Below are 22,681 nucleotides of genomic sequence, written 5' to 3'. Positions count from 1 at the left end.
CTTTCAAGACCAGAAGATCGCAGCCTTCGGCAGCTCCTACAGGGGATTTGCGTTGTTCGCTGAACCGCCCGCAGGTCAGTGCATTGATACACAGCTGCAAGGACTGCCCTAGAATGACCCGAAGCAACCTATAACAACAACGAGAGTGACCCGATGATGCAAGCTCAACTGTTGAGTCAGCGCAGCAGAGTATTCGACCATGCCGACCCTTATGCGGTGTCGGGCTACGTCAATCAGCACGTCGGTAACCACTGCATCCTCATGCCTCGCGCCGGCAGCCCGCTGGCCAGTCTCGATCATCGCAAGTTCGCCAGCCTCGACCTGTGCCGTATCAGCTACGGCGCCAGTGTGCGAGTCACCTCTGGCGCGCTGGAGAGCATCTATCACCTGCAAGTGCTGTTGCGCGGCAACTGCCTGTGGCGTGGGCACGGCCAGGAGCATTACTTCGCGCCGGGTGAACTACTGCTGATCAACCCCGACGATCCGGTGGACCTGACCTATTCCGCCGATTGCGAAAAATTCATCCTCAAAATCCCCACCCATTTGTTCGAGTCCGTCTGCGATGAGCAGCGCTGGCGCTATCCGGGGCAGGGTGTGCGGTTTCTGGAGAACCGTTATCAACTCAATGAGCTGGAAGGCTTCGTCAACTTGCTGGCAATGATCTGCCAGGAAGCCGAGTCCACCGAGCAGATTCCCAGGGTGCAGGAGCATTACACGCAGATCATCGCCAGCAAGATGCTCGGCCTGATGAAGACCAACGTCAGCCGCCTTGAATTGGGCTCGCAGACTGCCACTTTCGAAGCAATTGCCGATTACATCGCGAATCATCTCAAGCAGGACATCGACAGCGAAGAACTGGCGCGCCAGGCCAGCATGAGCCTGCGTTCGCTGTACGGCCTGTTTGAACGCAATGCCGGGGTCACGCCGAAAAACTACATCCGCCAGAAACGCCTGGAACGCATCAACGCCTGCCTGAGCGACCCGACCTGCAACGTGCGCAATGTTACGGAGGTGGCGATGGATTACGGTTTCCTGCATTTGGGACGGTTTTCGGACAGTTATCGGAAGCAGTTTGGGGAGTTGCCTTCGGATACGCTTAGAAAGCGGCATTGAGATGTGGTTACCGCGAGGTAACTCCAAAAAGATTGAATTCTCCAACTGCGGCTAAGCCGAACATTAGTAATGACAATCCCCAGCCAGTCCACTGCATAATCGCCAGTTTTAGTTTGAGGTCTGTCGGGAAGCTTTTAAGGTCATCTGCGTTAGCACCTCCATCACGCAAGTAGATGCCAGGCATTGTTACAACCCCCATTATGCGCCCCAGCAAAATTAATCGCCCCCAAGGCCCGCCGTTCATGAGCGGCGCCCAAATCTTTACCGCAGGACAATTTGATAAATGACTCAACATTAAATTTGTCTTGGTGTAAGCGAGATGAAGAGCTATGCCAACAAACAAAATTAAGCCTCCAACGTCTATAAGGCAGGCGTAAAGAAATACTCTGTCGGCAGTGCTCAGGCTCATTTGATTTCCTCGTAAATTTTCTCACCTATCATTTCGCCGAACCTTCCCCCGACTTCTCCTGCCGCCAAAGAGCTCAACCCAACTACGACTAATCCGCATGCGAATGTTCCTGCCCCACCAGTAGGTACTCCGAGAGCAGCACAGATGACGCCAGCAGTTGAACCAGTAAGAATGAAGCCAGTAGCTGCCCCCCCGACTATCCCACCTGTAAAACTTCCAGCCTCAGTAAACTTCACCTTCTCACACGCCTCTTCATCACCTGCCGAACAAACCCCCTGAACCTTAACCACCGACGCCCCACCACCCACAGCAGTACCAACCCAGCCGCCATACTTGACGTACTTCGCAGCCTTCGCGACGCCTTCAATGTGCGTGGCATAACCAGGTATATGGTCGACGACACCAGACTTTCTCCAGCGATGGACGAGGCTTTTGCTGGAGATGCCCAAGACGCTTTTCAAATTGGGATGATCCGGAAAACCAATACTCTTTTTTGTCAGGGTGGTGAGTTGGGTATTCAGTTGCGTCAGCAAGCGTTTACGTTCGGCATAGAACTCGGGAACGTTAAGATGCCCCTTGGCTTGGAAGGTTTGTGTGTGCAACGCTTCGATGTCACTAAGGATGAGTTTCACGCTGTCCAGATTCTTGGAGAACATGGCCAGGCCCGCGCTGGCCCCGAGTGAGCCCTTGGAAAGAAAGAAGGCTATTTCGTCATAGTGACGCGCCATGAAATCGGCTTCTTCCGCGCTGAGGGGCTCCAGTGCTTTATTTACCTTGCTCGCTGCGTCCATCAACAACGCTTCTTCGCGAGTGCATTGATGATTGTTCGGGTCGCTTAGAACAATCAGTGTTCCGGCTTTTATTTGATCCAGGTTCGGATTCAAGGATTTGAACTTGGCGATGATGACGGGTGAGGCGGTAGTGAACAGTTGCTGCTGCAGTTTGTCAGCGGTTGTGCTTCTGGGGACAACGTAGAAACCGGGATCTTCCAATGTAATGGGTGCTGGCCAGTGCTCGCGGGGAAAGAACTTCAAGTCGGGCACGGGGTGCGGAGAGGCGACTGCTTTGAATGTGTCGGGCCTATTCGCACTCTTGAGGTTTTGCGCATGGACAAAACGTAGTAAACGTCCGGGGTCAGGTTTTGCTACGGGTTGGGTGAGCCTTGATTTCGGGATTCTTCGAACCGTATCGGTTATGGCGCTCCGTGCTTTGCGTGTCATGGCTTGAGATTGGGTAAGCAGGTCACGCTGCTCTTGCAGAAGTGCCTGTAGGCCTTCTTCCGGGGTTTTGCGCGCTTGGGCGACATCGTCGGCAATACGTTTGGCGTAATAGGTGACTTCGCGATTGAACTGCTCGCGGTGTGTGCCGTAGAGCAAATGGCGAGCGCTGATAGTGCGGGCCTGTCCGATCAGTTTTCCGGCAGCGCTGCTGACGTCCCGGAGTTCATGGCGGGGTGGCTTCATTCCTGTTCGCCCCAAGAACTGTACCCGGAGGTTTTGGCGATGTAGTGGGTCCAGCTGATATCGCGGTAACGAATGGCCACTTGCTCCTGCGGCTCTGCGTCACTTTGAAAAATGGCATGGGGGACTTCAAGCGTCAGATCAGTAATAACGCCGCCATTGATGGATACCGAATAGAACTTTTCCTGCATGCCGACGGGCGAAGTTCGGTAGAAATTGATCGTGCAGTTTATTTCCTCCCTGTTTGAAAGTGCTTGAGCAAGCAGGGGAGATGATTTGTCGACGTTCTTCGTGATGATGATTGGACTGTGCGTCGATTTGTTGATGTTTCCGAGATTGGCCATGTTGTGGCTGTAGGACAGCACCATGATTTCATCCCGGTGCGCGACCTGGTATTTATTTCCAATAGACTCTTGGGTTGAACAACCCGCGGAGATCAGTCCTTGATGTTTGCCGTTAATGGTCATGTAGCCATGATTGGCCATAGTTACTACTCCTTGTAGTAGGGAGGGCAGTCTACGACAGGAGTTGTAAGCATTTATGTAGGGCGTTTCCGAAATTGCGCTGTGGCCCGAGGCGAAAAAAACACGTTTGAGTGATCTGCACAAAACGGATAAAGGTCTGCACCCCGCGGATAGTCCGCCCCATTGTCCCGTCCTAGCATTGGCATTGCCTGAACAATAACAATGGAGGCGGCGGCCATGACCCTGCGACCCGAATACGTGCATTCCCTGCTTGAAGACGATCCCGAGCAGGGCCTCTATCGCTGCAAACGCGAGATGTTCACCGACCCCCGGTTGTTCGATCTGGAGATGGAACACATCTTCGAAGGCAACTGGCTGTATCTGGCCCACGAAAGCCAGATCCCCAACGTCAACGATTTCTACACCACCACCATGGGGCGCCAGTCGATCTTCATCGCGCGCAACAAGGACGGTGTGCTCAACGCCTTCATCAACGCCTGTAGCCACCGCGGCGCGATGCTGTGCCGGCATAAGTCCGGCAACAAGAGCTCCTACACCTGCCCGTTCCATGGCTGGACGTTCAACAACTCCGGCAAGTTGCTCAAGGTCAAGGATCCGGCCAACGCCGGTTATCCTTCGAGTTTCAACTGCGAAGGCTCCCACGACCTGACCAAGGTTGCGCGTTTTGAGTCCTATCGGGGTTTCCTGTTTGGCAGTCTCAAGGCTGATGTCTTGCCGCTGGTCGAGCACCTGGGCGAGTCGGCGAAGATCATCGACATGATCGTCGACCAGTCCGCCGATGGCCTGGAAGTGCTGCGCGGTTCTTCCAGCTACATCTACGAAGGCAACTGGAAGCTCACTGCCGAAAATGGTGCCGACGGTTACCACGTCAGCTCCGTGCACTGGAACTACGCGGCCACCCAGAACCAACGCAAACAGCGCGAAGCCGGTGATACCAACCCGACCATGAGCGCCGGTAGCTGGGCCAAGCAGGGCGGTGGTTTCTATTCCTTCGACAAGGGCCACATGCTGCTCTGGACCCGTTGGTCCAACCCTGAGGACCGTCCGCTGTACGAGCGTCGCGATGAGCTGGCGCAAGATTTCGGCAAGGCCCGCGCCGACTGGATGATCGAGAACTCGCGCAACCTGTGCCTGTACCCGAACGTGTACCTGATGGACCAGTTCAGTTCGCAGATTCGCATCGCCCGGCCGATCTCGGTCAACCGTACGGAAATCACCATTTACTGCATCGCCCCCAAAGGCGAAAGCGACCACGCGCGCTCCAGCCGGATTCGTCAGTACGAAGACTTCTTCAACGTCAGCGGCATGGCTACGCCGGACGATCTGGAAGAATTCCGCTCCTGCCAGACCAGTTACCAGGGCAGCGTCACGACGTGGAACGACATGTCCCGCGGCGCCGAACACTGGATCGAAGGCGCCGACGAGGCAGCCAAGGAAATCGACTTGCATCCCCTGCTCAGCGGTGTGCGCACCGAGGACGAAGGCCTGTTCGTACTGCAACACAAATACTGGCAGCAGACCATGCTCAAGGCGCTGGCAGCCGAGCAGTCCAAGCTGATCGCCGTGGAGGACGTGCAATGAGCATTTCCTATGAAGCGGTGCGCGATTTCCTCTATCGCGAAGCGCGCTACCTCGACGACCGCCAGTGGGACGAATGGCTGGAAATGTACGCCCCCGACGCGACGTACTGGATGCCGTCGTGGGACGACAACGACGAGTTGACCGAAGACCCGCAGCGGGAAATCTCGCTGATCTGGTACGGCAACCGCACCGGCCTGGAAGACCGCGTCTTCCGCATCAAGACCGAGCGCTCCAGCGCCAGCGTGCCGGACACCCGCACCTCCCACAACATCAGCAACATCGAGCTGCTGGAACAAGCCGACGGACTGTGCAAGGTGCGCTTCAACTGGCACACCCTGAGCTTTCGCTACAAGACCGTCGACAGCTATTTCGGCAGCAGCTTCTACACCCTCGACGTGCGCGGTGAAAACCCGCTGATCAAGGCCAAGAAAGTGATCCTGAAGAACGACTACGTTCGCCAGGTCATCGATGTTTACCACTTGTGAGGCTGCCGTCATGACCCATTCCATTGCATTCAATTTTGAAGACGGCGTCACCCGGTTCATCGACGCCAATGTGGGCGAAACCGTGGCCGATGCTGCGTACCGCCAGGGCATCAATATTCCGCTGGACTGCCGCGACGGCGCCTGCGGCACCTGCAAGTGTTTTGCCGAAGCCGGCCGCTACGATCTGGGCGAGGAGTACATCGAAGACGCCCTCAGCGCGGAAGAGGCCGAACAGGGTTTTGTCCTGACCTGCCAGATGCGCGCCCAGAGTGATTGTGTGGTGCGGGTGCCGACCTCCTCGGAAGTCTGCCGCACGCGTCAGGCCAGTTACGACGCGACCATCAGCGCCGTGCGCCAGTTGTCCGACAGCACTATTGCGCTGTCGATCAAGGGCGAGGCGTTGAGCAAACTGGCATTCCTGCCGGGGCAATACGTGAACCTGGGCATTCCCGGCAGCGAGCAGACTCGCGCGTACTCGTTCAGCTCGTTGCAGCGCGACGGCGAGGTCAGTTTTCTGATTCGCAACGTGCCGGGCGGTCTGATGAGCAGTTTCCTCACCGGCATGGCCAAGGCGGGCGACAGCATGAGTCTGGCCGGTCCTCTGGGCAGTTTTTACCTGCGCGATATCCGCCGTCCGTTGCTGTTGCTGGCGGGTGGCACCGGGCTGGCGCCGTTCACCGCGATGCTGGAAAAAATTGCCGAGCAGGGCAGTGATCATCCGCTGCATTTGATCTACGGCGTGACTCACGATTTTGACCTGGTTGAACTCGATCGTCTGGAAGCCTTCGCTGCGCGCATCCCGAATTTCACTTACAGCGCCTGCGTCGCCAGCCCGGACAGTCAGCACCCGCTCAAGGGCTACGTGACCCAGCACATTGAGCCAAAGCATTTGAACGATGGTGACGTCGACGTCTACCTGTGCGGCCCGCCGCCGATGGTCGAGGCGGTCAGCCAGTTCATTCGCGAAAAAGGCATCGCGCCGGCGAACTTCTACTACGAAAAATTCGCCGCCAGCGCGGCGTGAGGTGCTCATGGACAGATTCACAGACAGAGTCGCGCTGATCACCGGCGCCGCCCAAGGCATCGGTAGACGTGTCGCCGAACGCATGGCGGCGGAAGGGGCGAAGTTGATTCTGGTCGATCGCTCCGAACTGGTGTTCGAGTTGCAGCAGCAATTGGCGCCGGATTGCCAAGTGCTGGCGCTGACCGCCGATCTTGAGCAGTACGAGGAATGCGACCGGGTGATGCAAACCGCTGTCGAGCGTTTCGGGCGTCTCGATGTACTGATCAATAACGTCGGCGGCACGATCTGGGCCAAGCCGTTCGAGCATTACGAAGCGTCGCAGATCGAGGCAGAAGTCCGTCGCTCGTTGTTCCCGACGTTGTGGTGCTGCCATGCCGCATTGCCGTTCATGCTGGAGCAGGGCAGCGGTGCAATCGTCAACGTCTCGTCGATCGCCACCCGCAGCGTCAACCGCGTGCCGTATGGCGCGGCGAAGGGCGGAGTGAATGCGCTGACCGCCTGCCTGGCGTTCGAAACCGCCGGGCGCGGGGTGCGGGTCAATGCCACTGCACCTGGCGGCACCGAAGCGCCGCCACGCCGCGTGCCCCGCAACACGGCCGAGCAAAGTGCCGAGGAAAAAATCTGGTATCAGCAGATCGTCGACCAGACCCTCGACAGCAGTTTGATGAAACGATATGGCACGCTGGATGAACAGGCCGGGGCTATTCTGTTTCTGGCCAGCGATGAAGCGTCGTATATCACCGGCATGATCATGCCGGTGGGTGGCGGCGATCAGGGCTGACGCCGTGCTGGACTACAAGCGACGCTGAAAGGCTTTGACGATCCTGAGCGTGGCGTCGCTGGTGTTGAGGTTCTGCACTGAATCAAGCGGGAACCAGATGCAGTCGAAGATCTCGTTTTGCGGCCGAACGGCTTGGGCATTCAGCACCGATGCCTCGAAGACATGGTGGCGGGTGTTGCCGGTTTCCAGTTCCATCAGGTACAGCATGTCGTCGGCGCCGAGCCCGGTTTCTTCCTGTAGCTCGCGCATTGCCGCGCCCGCGGTGGTTTCACCGGGCTCGACCTTGCCGCCGGGCAATGTCCAGCGAGACCTTGGTTTGCGCACCAGCAGTATGTGTCGATCCAGCTCGCAAATGACGGTTGCGCGTACTTTCATGTGTTACCTGAATACTGGTTGTCATCAAACTGTCATGAAACTGCAATATTCGAGCCTGCTCCCGTTTCACCGGTATCTGGCTGTTTGGAGCGGTTGAGGCGCCTGAAAGTGCCGGAATCCTGACACGACGTCTGGTCGTCATATTCGCGAGGTGTGGGTGTAAGGTAGGTGCGTTAGCCTTGGATATCATTGCCGAGATGGAGGTGACCATGAGTGTTCCGATGCTGAACAAAATGCACATGAACGGTTATGACGTACTCAGCGTGAACAACGGCCCCTGGCGGGTCTGCACCAAAGGTGACCGGCTGGGGTCATTTGGTAGCCGGGAGGAAGCACTGGCGTTTGCGGCGTCTCTTCCGGGCTACAAATCGCGGTCGAGCAGGCAAGCCAGCAACCAGTAAGCGCATTGACGCTACGTAAAAGCCCCGGCACGCCGGGGCTTTTTGTTGTGTCAGTGCGGTTGGTTAGCGGTCATTGGGCCTTGTTGCGGGTAATGATTTTGGCCTTCACTTCTTCGGCATAACCAGACAGCCGCTGCTCATCACCCTGAAACAAGTCGCACAGCCTCCTGACCGCTTCTGCATCGACGTCGTTGCCAGTCAGGCGCAACTGCTCTGCGATGCGTAAAAGCTCGACCGCCGACCAGCGCAGATCCGAGGCCAAGCCTTGCAGATCGCGCCGAAGTGCCTGTTCCGATTCGTTAAGCCACATGATGACCTCCTGTAACTCTGTGCTTCGAAATTTTAGACCCATTTGTGCTATGGGGCATTGTGTTCTTCCGGAGCCGCAACGCGTCCTTTGGTCGGGAAATTTGCGCGATCGGCAAAATTCGCTGTCGTAGTGAAGTACCGATTTTTCGGCAGGGCGGGGTCAGTTCAAAAATGACGACAACCGATGACTTCAAGGCGCGTGCCCATGAGCTGATCGCCGATCTGGATGCGGCCACCAGTGAAATGATGAATCTCATTTCCGAGCATCAGCTCAGTGGGCCGGAATGGGAGCGTGTCAGCCAATGGCAACACGAGGCCTTTGAACGATGGATGAATTGCTTGAACGAGCGGACATGCGCGGACCCCGGTGATCACAACGCCAGTCGCTAAAGTGCGATGCGGTTCATGGATGTCCGCGCGGTAGCAGGCTACATTTTATTTTTTCAGGATTTAAGGAAGCTTCATGCAGAGTCGGATGTTGATGGGGGGAGCCGTTTTGGCGTTGCTGGCGGGTTGCTCGTTGCCGGCGTCCCTGGTGCCAGGCGAGCCGAATTACAACAAGCAGAGTGACAAGATACCCAAGGACGTAGCAGCGTGCGTCTTGCCAGCATGGCAAAAGGAGATTTCCAAGACGACTCAGGCATCGATTTCCAACGGCTACCGGATCACAGCGCCGAGCATCATCACGGCCGATGAAGTGCTGGATATCGTGAAGTACAAGGACGGCAGCCGGGTTTCGCTTTACCAAGGGCCGCCCTGGGCCAAGTCAGGCGCGATGCGCCAGGCAGTGCGTGACTGCCTGTAGGCTTCAGTCGGAGATTTCGGTGACCTGGATAAGCTGATCGTCGCTTGTCTGGGCGCCGCCGGTGCCTTTCTTTTCCCGGCGATCATTCATCCAGTTGTCGACCTTTTCGCTGAATTCAGCCGGGGCTTTGCGTCCGACCTTGCGGGCAATGTCCAGAATGGTTTGCTGGTCCAGCGCCTCTTCCATGCGCTTCTGCGCCGTCAACATCGCGCCATGCACCGAGCAGTGGCCGTCCAGCGCCCACGCGGGGGCTTCGCCTTCGAACAGCGCGCATCTGCCGCGAATCTCCCGGCATTCGAAAATAGCCTTGCGCCCGTCGATGGCGTTGACGATATCCAGCAGGGTGATTTCGTCGGCAGGGCGGGCCAGCTTGAACCCTCCACGCACGCCTTCGGTGGCGACCACCAGTTTTGCCTTGGCCAGTTTGGTGAAGATTTTCGCCAGATAGTCCAGAGGCACGCCTTGCAACTCTGCCAGGTCGCGCACGCTCGCTTCGCGGGAGTCGCCGCCATTGCCCACCAGGAAAATCAGGCAGTGGATGCCGTACTCGACACCCGCGCTGTAAAGAGACATATCGATCTCCGACTAATGTTGTCGCAAATATTACCAGCTGATCGTTAGCTGGACAATCAATGCGCAGATTTTTCGTTTTCGTGCTGAGGCCTTTAGAAATGCCGGTTTACGGGGGTTCCTGATGAGTATCGATTTGATCGATGCGAACCATTGAAAAAAATCTGTTGCGGCTTTTAACTCGGATCAATAGAGTCGCCGTTGTCAGATCTGGAGCGAACAGCGTCTTTCAACAAAAAAGCGCGCAACGACGCACTGATCCTTCAACAAAATTCAATGCCCCTGGAGTGACAAATGAAACAGCACATTTTGGTAATCGGCGCAGGTTTCGGTGGCATGTGGACCGCTTTGAGCGCCACGCGTCTGTTCGACATTCACGGCCACAGCGACTACGACGTGACGGTGCTGGCGCCTCAGGCCGAGTTGCGCGTTCGTCCACGTTTCTACGAGCCGAATGCCCACCAACTGGCCGCTCCAATTGGCAAGCTGTTCGATGACGTCGGCGTGAAGTTCATCAAGGGCGCTGCCGAGACCATCGACGTTGCGCAAAAAAGCGTTGGCTATATCGATGCCTCGGGCAATAAACAAGTCTGCATCTACGACAAACTCGTTCTGGCCACCGGTAGTCGCCTCGCACTGCCGAACACTCCCGGCGTGTCTGAACATGCGTTCGACGTCGACCAGATCGAACAGGCCATACGCCTGGAAAACCACCTCAAGGCCCTGGTCAACCAGCCAGAAACCCAGGCACGCAACACCGTCGTGGTGGCCGGCGGAGGCTTCACCGGGATCGAAACGGCGACTGAAATGCCCACTCGTTTGCGCGCCATCCTGGGTGATCGAGCAGATATCAACGTGATCATCGTTGATCGCGGCGACAAGGTTGGCGGCTCCATGGGCCCGCAAATCGCCGAGAAAATCGCTGAAGCCAGTGTTGAAACCGGCGTGAAGTGGCACCTCAAAGCCTCGGTCGTATCCGTCGACGAAAACGGTGTGACCTTGTCCGATGGCCAGCGCATCGACGCCAGGACCGTGGTCTGGACCACCGGTGTACGCGCCAGTTCGCTGACCGAGCAGATCCCGGCCGAACGCGATCACCTTGGCCGTCTGCACGTTGATGCACACCTCAAGGTCATCGGCCAGGACGATATCTACGCGACCGGCGACGTCGCTTACGCGGCCAGCGATGACATCGGCAACTACGCGCTGATGACCTGCCAGCACGCCATCGTGCTGGGCCGTCATGCCGGCAACAACGTGGCTGCGCAGATCCTCGGCGTGGACCCGACGCCATACCGCCAGCCTAAATACGTCACCTGCCTGGATCTGGGTGCGTGGGGTGCGGTGTACACCGAAGGTTGGGATCGCCAGGTGAAACTGACCGGGCAGGAAGGCAAGGAACTGAAGACGCAGATCAACACCGTGTGGATCTATCCGCCGGCAGATCGTGCATCGGCGTGGGCGGCGGCGGATCCGTTGATTCCGATTGCTTGATGCGAGTTGATTAAACGAATCCCGCCCGGATGTGTCCGGGCGGGATTTTTTGCGTGTGCGTCAGGCGAAAAAAAGGCCGCCGCAACCCGACGTTGCGGCGACCCGAGGGTGACTCTTGAATCAATGTGCGCCAGCGGCCTTGTTCAGATCGCTTTCCGCCCATTCGGTGTACACGCACGCGTCCGCCGTAGCCCAGCGCACTTGCACCGGATCACCCGCTTTGAGCGGCATGCCCGCTGCCGAGAGCGCTTTGACGGTCATCGATGTACCGCCAGAAGTCACCACGCTGCAGGTCTGGCTTTCGCCGAGGAACAACACTTCCACGACCTTGGCCGAGACTTCGTTCCAGCCGGCGGCCAGCGGTTGCTGGATCGCTTGCTGCACACTCAGGGCGACGGCTTTTTCCGGGCGCACCATCAGCAACACATCCTGGTCGGTTTTCAGTCCGGCGCTCAGGCGAATCGACAACGCCTGGCCTTCAAAAGTCGCCACGGCGTTGCCTTGGGCCTTGAGCTTGAGGAAGTTCGAGTTGCCGAGGAACGAGGCGACGAAGGCATTCGGCGGGTTCTGGTACAAGTCGTAGCCGCTGCCCAAGCCGACAATCTTGCCGTGGCTGAAAATCGCGATGCGCTGGGACAGGCGCATGGCTTCTTCCTGATCGTGGGTCACGTAGACGATGGTGATGCCCAGGCGCCGATGCAGTTGGCGCAGTTCATCCTGCAAGTCTTCCCGCAGTTTCTTGTCCAGCGCGCCGAGCGGTTCGTCCATCAACAGGATGCGTGGTTCGTAGACCAGCGCCCGCGCAATGGCGACCCGTTGCTGTTGGCCGCCGGAGAGTTGCGATGGGCGACGATGGGCGAACTGCTCCAGTTGCACCAGTTTGAGCATGGCATCGACCCGGCGCTCGCGTTCGGCGGCGGCGAGTTTGCGGATGGCCAGCGGGAACGCGATGTTGTCGCGCACCGACAGGTGCGGAAACAGCGAGTAGCGCTGGAACACCATGCCGATGTCGCGTTTGTGCGGCGGCACGTTCACCAGCGACTGGCCGTTGACCAGGATCTCGCCGCTGCTCGGGGTTTCGAAGCCGGCGAGCATCGACAGCGTGGTGCTTTTGCCGGAGCCGCTGGAACCGAGGAAGGTCAGGAATTCACCGTCCTTGATGTCCAGCGAGATGTTGTCCACGGCGGCAAAGTCGCCGTAGTGCTTGTTCAGGTTACGCAGGCTGACCAGGGGTTTGTCATCTTGCTGCGCGGCATCTTTGATCACTGCACTCATGTCGTACTCCTGGGCGCTCAGGCGCTGATTTCGTTGCGCCGGCGCAAGGCAGCGGCGATGACCATGACCAGTACCGAGAGGCCGATCAGCAGCGTCGAAGCGACGGCGATCACGGGCGTCAGGTCCTGGCGCAAAGTGGTCCACATTTTCACGGGAAGGGTTTGCAGGGTCGGGCTGGCCATCATCACGCTCAGCACCACTTCATCCCACGACACAAGGAAAGCGAAGAGGGCGCCGGCCACCATGCCCGGACGAATCGCCGGAAAGGTCACCTTGAACACCGCTTGCAGGCGCGAGGCGCCGCAGATCACCGCGGCATCCTCGATTGACTGATCAAACAGCTTCAGCGAGTTGATGATCGAGATGATGGTGAACGGCAACGCGACGATCACATGGCTGACGACGAAGGCGAACATGGTCCCGGTGTAGCCGAGTTTCAGGAACAGCGCATACACCGCCACGGCGATGATCACCAGCGGCACGATCATCGGCAGGGTGAACAGGCCGTAGAGCATTTCCCGGCCGGGGAAGCGGCCACGCACCAGGGCGAACGCGGTCGGCAGGCCCAGGGCGACGGCGAAGAACGTGGTCAGCACCGCGACCTTCAGGCTGGCCATCGCCGCGTTCATCCAGTCGGCGTTGGAGAAGAACTGGCCGTACCATTTCAGCGTCCAGCCCGGTGGCGGGAACACCAGCCATTGCGACGAGCCGAACGACAGCAGCACGATGAACACGATCGGCAGCAGCAGGAACAGACCGATCAGCCCGGTGGTGAAATACAGGCCGAAGCGCATGCGTCGGCTCATGGCATTGGGGGTCAGGAGCATGACGGCTTACCTCGCGTTGCTGGCGCCAACCGGGGATTCCGGCTGAAGCTTCAGGTAGAAGTAGAACAACACCAGCGTGATCACGATCAGCAACGCGGCACCGGCGCTCGCCAGGCCCCAGTTGAGGAACGACTGCACCTGCTGAATGATGAACTCGGGAAGCATCATGTTCTGCGCACCACCGAGCAGCGCCGGGGTGACGTAGTAACCGAGGGACATCACGAACACCATCAAGCCACCGGAAAACAGCCCCGGCCGGCACAGCGGCAGGAACACCCGGAAGAAGTTGGTCCACGGACTGGCGCCGCAGATCGAACCGGCCTGCAGAATCATCGGATCGATGGCCTGCATGGTCGCCTGCAACGGCAGCACGATGAACGGGATCATGATGTAGCTCATGCCGATCACCACGCCGGTGAGGTTATGCACCATCTCCAGCGGTTGATCGATGATGCCCATCGCCATCAGCGCCTTGTTGATCACCCCGGAGGCTTGCAGCAATACCAGCCAGGAGTAGGTGCGGGCGAGGAGGCTGGTCCACATCGACAACAGCACGATGTTCAGGATCCAGCGGCCCCAGCCACGCGGCACCAGGGTGATCGCCCAAGCCAGCGGGAAGCCCAGCAACAGGCTGAACAATGTCACCAGTCCGGCCACTGAGAAGGTGTTGAGCAAGACCCGCGCATACGCCGAGTTGGCGAACAGTTGCTCGTAGTTGCCCAAACCAGGCACCGGTTCCAGCACGCCGCGCAGCAGCAGGCCGATCAATGGCGCGAGGAAGAACAGGCCGAGGAACAGCAGGGCCGGGATCAGGTTGCTCGAACCACGCCAGCGCTGTGCCAGGGTCGGGGATTGCGTCATCGCAGCGGCGTTGCCGGCAGCGCCGGTGGCGCTCCCGACTGGCGTGGATGGACGGGACGCGGTTGCCGTCATTTTCATTTGACCAGCCATTCGTTCCACCGTGTCGCGATGGCCGGACCGTTCTTGGCCCAGTACGCGAAATCAAGAGTGATCTGATCCTTTGCATAGGCCGTCGGCAGGTTAGGGGCGAGCACCGAATCCAGGCGCGCCACGCTGTCGACGTTGACCGGGGCGTAGGCGGTCAGGTTGGAGAAGTCGGCCTGTCCTTTGGCGCTGCTGGCATTGGCCAGGAACTTCATCGCCGCGTCCTTGTTTTTCGAACCCTTTGGAATGACCAGGATGTCGGCCATCACCAGGTTCTGTTTCCAGCTCACGCCGACCGGAGCGCCGTCTTCTTGCAGTGCGTGAATCCGGCCGTTCCAGAACTGGCCCATGCTCGCTTCGCCGGAGGCCAGCAGTTGTTGCGATTGCGCGCCGCCGCCCCACCAGACGATGTCTTTCTTGATGGTGTCGAGTTTCTTGAAGGCGCGATCCAGGTCCAGCGGATAGAGCTTGTCGGCGGCAACGCCATCGGCCAGCAGCGCCAGTTCCAGCACGCCAGGGCTCGGCCATTTGTAGAGCGCGCGTTTGCCGGGCCAGGTCTTGGTGTCGAACAGCGCGGACCAGTCCTGAGGCTTGTTGGCGCCGAGCTTGCTTTCGTTGTAGCCGAGGACGAAGGAGAAGAAGAACGAGCCGACACCGTGATCGCTGACAAACCGTGGGTCGATCTTGTCGCGCTCGATGACTTTGAAGTCGAGGGGTTCGAGCAGGCCTTCAGCGGCGGCGCGCAAGGCGAAGTCGGCTTCGACGTCGACCACGTCCCACTGCACGTTGCCGCTCTCGACCATGGCTTTGAGTTTGCCGTAGTCGGTCGGGCCGTCCTGAACCACGGTGATGCCGCTGGCCTTGCTGAACGGATCGGCCCAGGCCTGCTTCTGCGCATCCTGGGTGCTACCGCCCCAACTGACAAAGTTGACGCTCTCGGCGGCCATCAACGCTTGGCTGGTTACGCTCAGCAGTCCCGCAAAAAACACTGCGGTAACACGTTTGTTCAACACCATCTTCACGCCCTCATTGTTGTGTTTATGAGCGGGGCTTTCACTGCCCGGCTATCGGGAGCTGTAGGTCCGTCGAGTCGGTTCTGACTGTCCGGTCTATGGAATATCATATTATGGTATTCCAAACTTTGTGCAAGCGATTTGCCTTACCGGCTATCAGGGAAAAGTGCTTCAGTTGAAGATTGCAAGACGACTCGAATCCATTGTGGGAGCGGGCTTGCTCGCGAAGAGGGAATGTCAGTCGCCATTTGGGTTGCCTGATGCACCGCTTTCGCGAGCAAGCCCGCTCCCACAGGGAAATAGGGTCAACCGAGACTCATTCGCTAAACGGGATGCTCTCGACCACCTCCAGGTCATACCCGGTCAATCCCGCATACTTCAACGGCGGCCCGAGATGCCGCAGCTTGCCCACGCCCAGGTTCTGCAAAATCTGCGCACCGGTCCCCACTTCCGAATAGATCCGCGATTGCGAGCGGCTGAATTGCCGGGGCGGCTGAGTCAGTTGCGGCACGCGTTCGAGCAATGCCTGCGACGATTCGTGGTTGGCCAGCACCACGACCACGCCGCGACCTTCTTCAGCCACGCGTTGCAGTGCGGCCCACAGCGTCCAGTTGGAAGGGCCGCTGTATTCGGCGCCGACCAGATCGCGCAGCGGGTCGATCACATGCACGCGTACCAGCGTCGCTTCCTCGCGACGAAGGTCTCCCATGACCATTGCCATGTGGACACCGCCCTCGATGCGATCCTCAAAGGTGATCAGACGAAAGGTGCCATGCACGGTAGGCAGCTCGCGTTCGCCGATGCGCTCGACCGTGTGCTCGGTGCTCAGGCGATAGTGAATCAGGTCGGCGATGGTGCCGATCTTGATCCCGTGCCGGCGCGCGAACACTTCCAGGTCCGGGCGTCGGGCCATGGTGCCGTCGTCGTTCATCACTTCAACGATCACCGAAGCCGGGGTGAAGCCGGCCAGACGTGCCAAATCGCAACCGGCCTCGGTATGCCCGGCACGGGTCAGCACGCCGCCTTCGCGGGCGCGTAATGGGAAGATGTGGCCGGGTTGCACGATGTCCGCAGCACTGGCCCCGTGGGCGACGGCGGTCGCTACGGTGCGCGCGCGATCGGCGGCGGAAATGCCGGTGGTGACGCCGATGGCCGCTTCGATGGACACGGTGAACGCGGTGCTGAACACGCTGCCGTTGCTCGGCACCATCTGTTCAAGCCCCAGGCGCTGGCAATGGTCGTCGGTCAGGGTCAGGCAGATCAGGCCGCGGGCTTCACGAGCCATGAAGCTGATGGCTTCGGCGGTGCAGCAGTCGGCGGCCAGCAGCAGATCGCCTTCGTTTTCACGGTCCTCGTCGTCGACCAGCAGGACCATTTTTCCGAGGCGATAATCTTCGATGATTTCTTCAATACTGTTGAAAGCCATGCTCGAATCTCAGTGTCTGTTTTTATCGGTATTATGGTATACCATGATACAAAACAAACTGCGAGGTCACTTATGAAGGCGTACTGGATTGCTCACGTGGACATCACCGAACCCGATCAATACAGCCAATACACCCAACGAGCGCCGAAGGCGTTTGCTTTGTACGGCGGGCGGATGCTCGCGCGTGGTGGGCGCAGTGAAGTGCTGGAAGGGGCGGTAGCACAGCGTAATGTGGTGATCGAATTTGATTCGTATGAGCAGGCGCTGGCCTGTTATCGGTCGCCGGAATATCAGGAAGCGAAAGGGTACCGGGAGGGGGCGGGCGAGGCGCAGATCGTCATTGTCGAGGGTGTGGCGCCGCTATAACAGACACCGCATAACTTGTGGGAGCTGGCTTGCCAGCGATGTACGCAAACGCACCGCGCTAATCCTGAAAAAACGCGTCATCGTTGACGACCATCGCTGGCAAGCCAGCTCCCACAGGGATGGGGGGAATTCAGCGGATAAAATGGATTTTGCCACTATCATCATTGCCGATGTAAATGCCATAGACCCCGGCCTGGCGTTCCTCGATGTAGCGCTCGAGGATCTGCCGGATCGCCGGGTAATAGATGCTGTCCCAAGGAATGTCCTCAGGCGCGAAGAATTTGTAGTCGAGGGTTTCCGGCCCGTACTGGCCGGTGATCTCCAGCGCGATGGCGCGGAAGATGATGTACACCTCGCTGATCTTCGGCACGCTGAAGATCGAGTAGGGCGAGAGGATTTCCGCGCGTACGCCGCTCTCTTCCCAGACTTCGCGCAACGCCGCCTGTTCGGTGGTCTCGCCGGCTTCCATGAAGCCCGCCGGCAGCGTCCAGGTGCCGGGACGCGGCGGGATCGCGCGTTGGCACAGCAGGTATTTGCCGTCCTGCTCGATGATGCAGCCGGCAATGATTTTCGGATTGACGTAGTGGATGTAGCCGCAGCCGCGGCACATCAGGCGCTCGTGCGTATCACCCGGCGGCAGTTGCTGACCGAGGTCAGCGCTGCCGCACTTTGGACAAAAGCTCGGGCTGAACATGATCAGCGACCTATGCGTGGTTCTTTCAACGCGATGGGCTGGGTGATCGCGGGGATCGCCCCGGTCTCTTCCTGTTTGCGCTTGAGGTAGTCGAGCGCCACGGCTGCTGCGGCGCGCACGTGATCGACGCACGCCTGATGCGCCGCCAGCGGATCGCCGCTCTTGATCGCCTCGACCATTTTTTCCATTTCCTGGTTACTCGCGCCGCGTCGGTTTTCCTGGGACACCGAGGTCGCGCGCAAGTAGCTGATCCGCGCCTGCAACTGGCGCAATTGAGTGGCCGCGACGTGGTTGCCGGAGCCTTCGAGCAATACGTCGTAGAAACCCTGCACCGAGTCGATGACCTGTTGCAGTTCACCTTCCTTGAGCGCCTGACGGTTGACCTCCAGGGCTTTTTCCAGGGCCTTGATGTCCTTGGCCTTGGCGCGCAGGGTGAACAGCTGGACGATCAGGCCTTCGAGCACGCAACGCAGTTCGTAGATATCGACCGCATCGGCCAGGGTGATGATCGCGACGCGCGGGCCCTTGGCGTCGGCGAACTCGACCAGGCCTTCAGATTCCAGGTGACGCAAGGCTTCGCGGACCGATGTGCGGCTCACGCCCAGGCGATCGCACAGATCGCGTTCGACCAGACGGTCTCCCGGCAGAAGCTGGAAGTTCATGATGGCGCTTCGCAGTTTATCCAGCACGATTTCGCGCAGGGTAACGGGGTTGCGATTGACCTTGAAGCTGTCGTCGAGTGGCAGGCGTTTCATGGGGTCCGCTCTTTAAGTTGGCTGTCCATGCCAGACGGGCATCAAAACAGCCGAGGGGTTAACTGGAGGCCTCGGCGTCGGCTTCGGCGAAGGCTTCACGGGCGAGCCGGAAACTGTCCACGGCTGCGGGCACTCCGCAATAAATACCGACCTGAAGCAGAATTTCGCGTATTTGCTCACGACTCAAGCCGTTACGCAAGGCGCCGCGCACATGCAGTTTGAGTTCATGCGGCCGGTTGAGCGCCGAGATCATCGCCAGATTGATCATGCTGCGTTCCTTGAGCGACAAACCCTCGCGGCCCCAGACATGGCCCCAGCAGTACTCTGTGACCATTTCCTGCAAGGGACGGGTAAAGTCGTCGGCGTTCTCGATCGAACGATTCACATAGGCTTCCCCCAACACCAGGGTGCGGATCTTCAGGCCTTTTTCGTACTTTTCGTTACTCATGATCTGTTTCACCTCAGTCCCTGTGGGAGCTGGCTTGCCAGCGATAGCGGTAGATCAGTCAGCATTGATGTTGAATGTGACGCCGTCATCGCTGGCAAGCCAGCTCCCACAGGGTTTTGCATTGTTCTGTCAGGCCAGGGTCGGCAACGGGCCCAACTTGCCCTTGTGATAAATCATCGGTGTCACCGGTTGCTCGGGCAGGATCAGGTTCTTCACCGCGCCGACGATGATCGCGTGGTCGCCGCCGTCGTATTCACGCCACAGTTCGCACTCGATGATCGCCGTGGCCTTGGCGAGGATCGGGTTGCCCAGTTCGCTCAGGTGCCAGTCGATGCCGTTGGCCTTGTCCTTGCCTTTACCGGCGAAGGCGTAGGCTTCGGCGGTCTGGTCGGCGGACAGCAAGTGAATCGCGAACTGCTTGCTGTCGCGCAGTACCGGGTAAGTGTCGGAGCCGTAGTTGGGGCAGAACAGCACCAGTGCCGGGTCAATCGACAGCGCACTGAAGGCGCTGGCGGTGATGCCGACGATGCCGCCGTCCGGGCCCAGGGTGGTGACCACCGTGACGCCGGACGGGAACGAGCTCATCACGTCTTTGTAAATGCCGGGTTCGATCATTTCGCAGGACTCCTAGCGCATCACAAACGGGTCAGGCATTGGCGCCTGGGAAAGGTTGATCCACACCGTTTTCAGCTCGGTGTAGGCCAGCACCGAATCGATGCCGCTTTCGCGTCCATAGCCACTGTTCTTGAAGCCGCCGATCGGCGCCATGGCCGACACCGCGCGGTAGGTGTTGACCCAGATAATCCCCGAACGCACGTCCCGGGCCAGACGATGGGCGCGGCCCAGATCGCGGGTCCAGATGCCGGCAGCGAGGCCGAACTGTGAGTCGTTGGCAATCGCCAGCGCCTCGGCTTCGTCCTTGAAACGGATGACCGAGGCCACCGGGCCAAAAACTTCTTCCTGCATGATCTTCATCGAGTTGCGGTCGCACTCGAACAGCGTCGGTTCGTAGAACCAACCGTCACCGACGTTGGTTGGACGCTTGCCACCCAGGCGCAGTTTTGCGCCTTCAGCGATGGCATCGGCCACCAAACCTTCGACCACGGCCAGTTGCTGCGCGGTGGCCATCGGGCCCATTTCGCTGCTGTCTTCCTGCGGGTTGCCGATGCGGATGCGCTGGGCGCGTTCCACCAGGCGACCGACGAATTCGTCGTAGATTTCGTCCTGCACCAACAACCGCGAACCGGACACGCAGCTCTGCCCGGAGGCGGCATAGATCCCGGCGATCGCACCGTTGATCGCGCTGTCGAGGTCGGCGTCGGCGAAGATGATGTTCGGTGATTTGCCGCCCAGTTCCAGCGACAATTTTGCGAAGTTTTCGGCGCTGCTGCGCACCACATGCCGGGCCGTGGCCGCGCCGCCGGTGAAGGCGATTTTGCGCACCAGCGGATGGCGGGTGAGGGCGGCGCCGGTGCTCGGGCCGTAACCGGTGACGACGTTGACCACGCCCGGCGGAATCCCGGCTTCCAGTGCCAATCGGGCCAGTTCGAGAATGGTCGCCGAGGCGTGCTCCGACGGCTTGATCACGATGGTGTTGCCGGCGGCGAGTGCCGGTGCCAGTTTGATCGCAGTCAGGTACAGCGGGCTGTTCCACGGAATGATCGCGGCGACCACGCCCATGGCTTCGTGCACGGTGTAGGCAAACAGGTCCGGCTTGTCCAGCGGCAGGGTGCCGCCTTCGAGCTTGTCCGCCAGGCCTGCGGTGTAGTGGAAAAACTCCGGCAGATAGCCGACCTGACCGCGGGTTTCGCGGATCAGCTTGCCGTTGTCGCGGCTTTCCAGCTGCGCCAGTTGTTCCTTGTTTTCGGCGATCAGGTCGCCCAGGCGCCGCAGCAATTTGCCGCGAGCGGTGGCGGTCAAGCCGCGCCAGGCCGGGCTGTCGAAAGCGGTCTGCGCAGCCTGCACGGCGCGCTCGACATCGGCTTCGTCGGCATCGGGCAGTTCGGCCCAAGGCTCGGCCAGCGCCGGGTTGAGGCTTTCAAAAGTCTTGCCGGACAGGGCATCGACCCATTCACCGCCGATGCACATCTGGAAGCGTGCGAGTGTCATGCAACGATCCCCTTTATATGGTTTTGTCGGGCGTGCGCCGTGTCGAGAAACTCCAGCAATAGCTGGTTGACCAGGCGCGGCGATTCTACGGGCATCATATGCCGCTGCTCGGCGAGTACGGCAACCGTCGCGCCGGGAATCCGTTGGGCCAGTTGCTCGGCCATGTCCGGGGTCGAGCCAGGGTCCAGCTCGCCGGTGGCGATCAGCGTCGGCACCTGGATGTTGCCCAGGTCCTCGGCGCGGTACATGTCCTGAGTGGCAAACAATTCGTAGGTGGTCAGGTAACCCTGCGGGTCATTGCCTGCCAGCGTCTGGCGAATCGCCGCGATCTGCGCCGGATTGGCCGCTTGATATTCGCGGCTGAACCAGCGTGACAGTGCCGCTTCGGCATTGGCATCCGGCCCGTGTTCGGCGGCTTGACTGGTGCGGGCGATGACACCGGCACGTTGTTCGGCGGTGCGATTGAACACGCTGTTGAGCACCACCAGACTTTGCAGGCGTTGCGGGTAATGCAGGGCAAAAGCCCGCGCCACCAACCCGCCCATGGAAAAACCGATCACCGCTGCCTTGGGCAGTTGCAGATGATCGAGCAGCTCCAGCAACTGGTCGGCATAACCGAGCAGCGGCGTGCCGTTTTCCGGGCGCGGGCTGGCGCCATGACCCAGCATGTCGTAGGCAATGACGCGGTATTTCGTGGCCAGGCCAACGATCTGGCCTCCCCACATTTCTTTGTTCAGGCCCACGCCGTGGATCAAGACCACGGGCTGGCCTTGGCCGGTCGCCAGGTAACTGGTGCCAGCCGGGGTGCGTTCAGCGGTGAGCCGAATCATGGAGCGCTCCTGCATACCTTCTTGTTGTAGTGACCGACCGGCTTACTGGGCTTTTTCGGCGGCCAGTTCTTCCAGGTCGATGTAGCGGTTGCCGATGCGTGGGTGCAGGCGGCCGCCGTCGGCGCAACCCAGCACCACGACGATTTCGTCGGCACGCGGGGCATCTTCGATCTTCATTTCCAGGGTGATGTAGTGCGAACGCAGGCCTTCGTCGTCCTTGTGCATCATCGGGATCTGGATCGACGTGCCCGGGCCGCCGCGCTTGTTGGTGAAGCTCAGGTAACTCTTGGCCTTGACCGCTTCGCGGTAGTGGTTGCCGAAGCGCAGGGTGTGGATCACCGCGGAGGCGTGTTCGATTTCGCCATCGGCACCCACAACGGCAGCCTTGCCATAGGCTTCGATTTTCTCGGCACCGCCGATGATGCCCACCAGACGCTCAACCATCAGCGCGCCGAGGTCGGAGCAGTTGGCGCGGATCTGCGGTTTCAGGTCTTCGACGAAACCGTTGCCCAGCCACGGGTTCTTCATCACCACGGCCAGCCCGACCATGGTCACGGGCGTGTCGGTGGCCTTGCCGCCTTCGATGAAGGTTTCTTCGACGTAGCTGACGATCTTGCGGATTTCGAAACTCATGAGCTGCTCCGTATCAGGGTGGAATGTGTCTGTGCGTATGATGGTATACCATAATACCGGTTGTGCAA

The 22,681-nt window shown here is 59.4% G+C and carries 28 protein-coding genes; 10 read left to right on the top strand and 18 right to left on the bottom strand.

The annotated features are described in order from the left end of the window. The first annotated feature begins 153 nt into the window (after positions 1 to 153). A complete protein-coding gene (locus ACW9JC_RS09450; RefSeq protein WP_457454817.1) occupies positions 154 to 1,113 on the top strand; it encodes an AraC family transcriptional regulator in 960 nt (319 codons plus the stop codon). Positions 1,114 to 1,120: 7 nt separating this feature from the next. Here the strand turns inward: ACW9JC_RS09450 and ACW9JC_RS09445 are convergent, their stop codons facing one another. From ACW9JC_RS09445 to ACW9JC_RS09435, 3 genes are read right to left on the bottom strand one after another with little or no spacing between them, the layout of a single operon-like run. Beyond that, positions 1,121 to 1,522: a hypothetical protein gene (locus ACW9JC_RS09445; protein ID WP_457454815.1), complete on the bottom strand. Its 402-nt coding sequence runs from the start codon at positions 1,520 to 1,522 to the stop codon at positions 1,121 to 1,123. Beyond that, positions 1,519 to 2,985, bottom strand: coding sequence for a hypothetical protein (locus ACW9JC_RS09440; protein WP_457454813.1), 1,467 nt, complete (start codon positions 2,983 to 2,985; stop codon positions 1,519 to 1,521). The genes ACW9JC_RS09445 and ACW9JC_RS09440 overlap by 4 nt, the downstream gene beginning before the upstream one ends. After that, positions 2,982 to 3,467 carry an Hcp family type VI secretion system effector gene (locus ACW9JC_RS09435; protein WP_457454811.1) on the bottom strand — a complete coding sequence of 162 codons (486 nt, stop codon included), beginning with the start codon at positions 3,465 to 3,467 and terminating at the stop codon, positions 2,982 to 2,984. Before ACW9JC_RS09435 ends, ACW9JC_RS09440 begins: the two co-directional genes overlap by 4 nt. 216 nt (positions 3,468 to 3,683) lie before the next feature. Between ACW9JC_RS09435 and benA the strand changes: the two genes are divergently transcribed. The 4 genes from benA to ACW9JC_RS09415 are packed head-to-tail and all read left to right on the top strand — an operon-like array spanning position 3,684 to position 7,338. Further along, positions 3,684 to 5,048, top strand: coding sequence for a benzoate 1,2-dioxygenase large subunit (benA, locus tag ACW9JC_RS09430; RefSeq protein ID WP_457454810.1), 1,365 nt, complete (start codon positions 3,684 to 3,686; stop codon positions 5,046 to 5,048). After that, entirely contained in the window at positions 5,045 to 5,533 is a 489-nt protein-coding gene (benB, locus tag ACW9JC_RS09425) for a benzoate 1,2-dioxygenase small subunit (protein WP_448108469.1), read from the top strand. The genes benA and benB overlap by 4 nt, the downstream gene beginning before the upstream one ends. 10 nt (positions 5,534 to 5,543) lie before the next feature. After that, positions 5,544 to 6,557: a benzoate 1,2-dioxygenase electron transfer component BenC gene (benC, locus tag ACW9JC_RS09420; RefSeq protein ID WP_338586045.1), complete on the top strand. Its 1,014-nt coding sequence runs from the start codon at positions 5,544 to 5,546 to the stop codon at positions 6,555 to 6,557. A 7-nt stretch (positions 6,558 to 6,564) separates the two neighbouring features. After that, positions 6,565 to 7,338, top strand: coding sequence for a 1,6-dihydroxycyclohexa-2,4-diene-1-carboxylate dehydrogenase (locus ACW9JC_RS09415; protein ID WP_338586046.1), 774 nt, complete (start codon positions 6,565 to 6,567; stop codon positions 7,336 to 7,338). Between the two features lie 12 nt (positions 7,339 to 7,350). On the opposite strand, the gene ACW9JC_RS09410 is transcribed toward ACW9JC_RS09415, so the two are convergent. Then, positions 7,351 to 7,713, bottom strand: a complete 363-nt coding sequence (locus ACW9JC_RS09410; protein WP_338586047.1) for an NUDIX hydrolase — start codon at positions 7,711 to 7,713, stop codon at positions 7,351 to 7,353. Between the two features lie 209 nt (positions 7,714 to 7,922). On the opposite strand from ACW9JC_RS09410, the gene ACW9JC_RS09405 reads away from it, so the two are divergent. Beyond that, positions 7,923 to 8,114, top strand: a complete 192-nt coding sequence (locus ACW9JC_RS09405) for an SPOR domain-containing protein (RefSeq protein ID WP_338586048.1) — start codon at positions 7,923 to 7,925, stop codon at positions 8,112 to 8,114. A 70-nt stretch (positions 8,115 to 8,184) separates the two neighbouring features. On the opposite strand, the gene ACW9JC_RS09400 is transcribed toward ACW9JC_RS09405, so the two are convergent. Beyond that, positions 8,185 to 8,424 (bottom strand): hypothetical protein, encoded by a 240-nt coding sequence (locus tag ACW9JC_RS09400; protein ID WP_338586049.1) that lies wholly within the window; start codon positions 8,422 to 8,424, stop codon positions 8,185 to 8,187. A 170-nt stretch (positions 8,425 to 8,594) separates the two neighbouring features. On the opposite strand from ACW9JC_RS09400, the gene ACW9JC_RS09395 reads away from it, so the two are divergent. Together ACW9JC_RS09395 and ACW9JC_RS09390 are read left to right on the top strand one after the other, a co-directional pair. Beyond that, positions 8,595 to 8,813 carry a hypothetical protein gene (locus tag ACW9JC_RS09395; RefSeq protein ID WP_457454819.1) on the top strand — a complete coding sequence of 73 codons (219 nt, stop codon included), beginning with the start codon at positions 8,595 to 8,597 and terminating at the stop codon, positions 8,811 to 8,813. Between the two features lie 73 nt (positions 8,814 to 8,886). Continuing rightward, a complete protein-coding gene (locus ACW9JC_RS09390) occupies positions 8,887 to 9,228 on the top strand; it encodes a hypothetical protein (RefSeq protein WP_448108464.1) in 342 nt (113 codons plus the stop codon). Between the two features lie 3 nt (positions 9,229 to 9,231). Here the strand turns inward: ACW9JC_RS09390 and ACW9JC_RS09385 are convergent, their stop codons facing one another. Then, positions 9,232 to 9,801 (bottom strand): RrF2 family transcriptional regulator, encoded by a 570-nt coding sequence (locus tag ACW9JC_RS09385; RefSeq protein ID WP_457454808.1) that lies wholly within the window; start codon positions 9,799 to 9,801, stop codon positions 9,232 to 9,234. A 291-nt stretch (positions 9,802 to 10,092) separates the two neighbouring features. Between ACW9JC_RS09385 and ACW9JC_RS09380 the strand changes: the two genes are divergently transcribed. After that, positions 10,093 to 11,292: an NAD(P)/FAD-dependent oxidoreductase gene (locus ACW9JC_RS09380; protein ID WP_457454807.1), complete on the top strand. Its 1,200-nt coding sequence runs from the start codon at positions 10,093 to 10,095 to the stop codon at positions 11,290 to 11,292. Positions 11,293 to 11,412: 120 nt separating this feature from the next. On the opposite strand, the gene ACW9JC_RS09375 is transcribed toward ACW9JC_RS09380, so the two are convergent. The 5 genes from ACW9JC_RS09375 to ribBA all read right to left on the bottom strand — a co-directional run bounded on the left by ACW9JC_RS09375 (position 11,413) and on the right by ribBA (position 16,778). After that, complete coding sequence (locus tag ACW9JC_RS09375; protein WP_457454806.1) at positions 11,413 to 12,567, bottom strand: ABC transporter ATP-binding protein; 1,155 nt, start codon at positions 12,565 to 12,567, stop codon at positions 11,413 to 11,415. Between the two features lie 17 nt (positions 12,568 to 12,584). Then, the gene (locus ACW9JC_RS09370; RefSeq protein ID WP_223521529.1) at positions 12,585 to 13,394 is read right to left on the bottom strand and encodes an ABC transporter permease; all 810 of its coding nucleotides are present in this window, start codon (positions 13,392 to 13,394) and stop codon (positions 12,585 to 12,587) included. A 6-nt stretch (positions 13,395 to 13,400) separates the two neighbouring features. Then, on the bottom strand, positions 13,401 to 14,333 hold the full coding sequence (locus tag ACW9JC_RS09365) for an ABC transporter permease (protein ID WP_457454804.1): 933 nt from the start codon (positions 14,331 to 14,333) through the stop codon (positions 13,401 to 13,403). Further along, the gene (locus ACW9JC_RS09360) at positions 14,330 to 15,355 is read right to left on the bottom strand and encodes an ABC transporter substrate-binding protein (protein WP_338586056.1); all 1,026 of its coding nucleotides are present in this window, start codon (positions 15,353 to 15,355) and stop codon (positions 14,330 to 14,332) included. The genes ACW9JC_RS09365 and ACW9JC_RS09360 overlap by 4 nt, the downstream gene beginning before the upstream one ends. Before the next feature lie 313 nt (positions 15,356 to 15,668). Further along, positions 15,669 to 16,778 carry a bifunctional 3,4-dihydroxy-2-butanone-4-phosphate synthase/GTP cyclohydrolase II gene (gene ribBA / locus ACW9JC_RS09355; protein WP_457454803.1) on the bottom strand — a complete coding sequence of 370 codons (1,110 nt, stop codon included), beginning with the start codon at positions 16,776 to 16,778 and terminating at the stop codon, positions 15,669 to 15,671. 72 nt (positions 16,779 to 16,850) lie between these two features. On the opposite strand from ribBA, the gene ACW9JC_RS09350 reads away from it, so the two are divergent. Next, positions 16,851 to 17,144, top strand: a complete 294-nt coding sequence (locus ACW9JC_RS09350) for a DUF1330 domain-containing protein (RefSeq protein WP_457454801.1) — start codon at positions 16,851 to 16,853, stop codon at positions 17,142 to 17,144. A gap of 130 nt (positions 17,145 to 17,274) precedes the next feature. Here ACW9JC_RS09350 and ACW9JC_RS09345 read toward each other — a convergent pair whose 3' ends face one another. From ACW9JC_RS09345 to ACW9JC_RS09315, 7 genes are all read right to left on the bottom strand, one after another. Beyond that, positions 17,275 to 17,838: an NUDIX hydrolase gene (locus tag ACW9JC_RS09345; RefSeq protein WP_338586060.1), complete on the bottom strand. Its 564-nt coding sequence runs from the start codon at positions 17,836 to 17,838 to the stop codon at positions 17,275 to 17,277. A 2-nt stretch (positions 17,839 to 17,840) separates the two neighbouring features. Further along, positions 17,841 to 18,593, bottom strand: coding sequence for a GntR family transcriptional regulator (locus ACW9JC_RS09340; RefSeq protein WP_338586061.1), 753 nt, complete (start codon positions 18,591 to 18,593; stop codon positions 17,841 to 17,843). Positions 18,594 to 18,651: 58 nt separating this feature from the next. Further along, complete coding sequence (locus tag ACW9JC_RS09335; protein ID WP_457454798.1) at positions 18,652 to 19,041, bottom strand: carboxymuconolactone decarboxylase family protein; 390 nt, start codon at positions 19,039 to 19,041, stop codon at positions 18,652 to 18,654. A 129-nt stretch (positions 19,042 to 19,170) separates the two neighbouring features. Next, on the bottom strand, positions 19,171 to 19,656 hold the full coding sequence (locus ACW9JC_RS09330; RefSeq protein WP_416129633.1) for a flavin reductase family protein: 486 nt from the start codon (positions 19,654 to 19,656) through the stop codon (positions 19,171 to 19,173). 12 nt (positions 19,657 to 19,668) lie between these two features. Continuing rightward, positions 19,669 to 21,150, bottom strand: a complete 1,482-nt coding sequence (locus ACW9JC_RS09325; RefSeq protein WP_457454796.1) for an aldehyde dehydrogenase — start codon at positions 21,148 to 21,150, stop codon at positions 19,669 to 19,671. After that, positions 21,147 to 21,980: an alpha/beta fold hydrolase gene (locus ACW9JC_RS09320; protein ID WP_448108457.1), complete on the bottom strand. Its 834-nt coding sequence runs from the start codon at positions 21,978 to 21,980 to the stop codon at positions 21,147 to 21,149. Before ACW9JC_RS09320 ends, ACW9JC_RS09325 begins: the two co-directional genes overlap by 4 nt. Positions 21,981 to 22,022: 42 nt before the next feature. Continuing rightward, positions 22,023 to 22,613, bottom strand: coding sequence for an amino acid synthesis family protein (locus ACW9JC_RS09315; RefSeq protein ID WP_427629667.1), 591 nt, complete (start codon positions 22,611 to 22,613; stop codon positions 22,023 to 22,025). Positions 22,614 to 22,681 lie beyond the last annotated feature (68 nt).

This window comes from Pseudomonas sp. SDO5591_S426 (assembly GCF_054070755.1).
The sequence above is the reverse complement of the archived record's forward strand: the minus strand, read 5'-3'. Positions and strand labels throughout refer to the sequence as shown.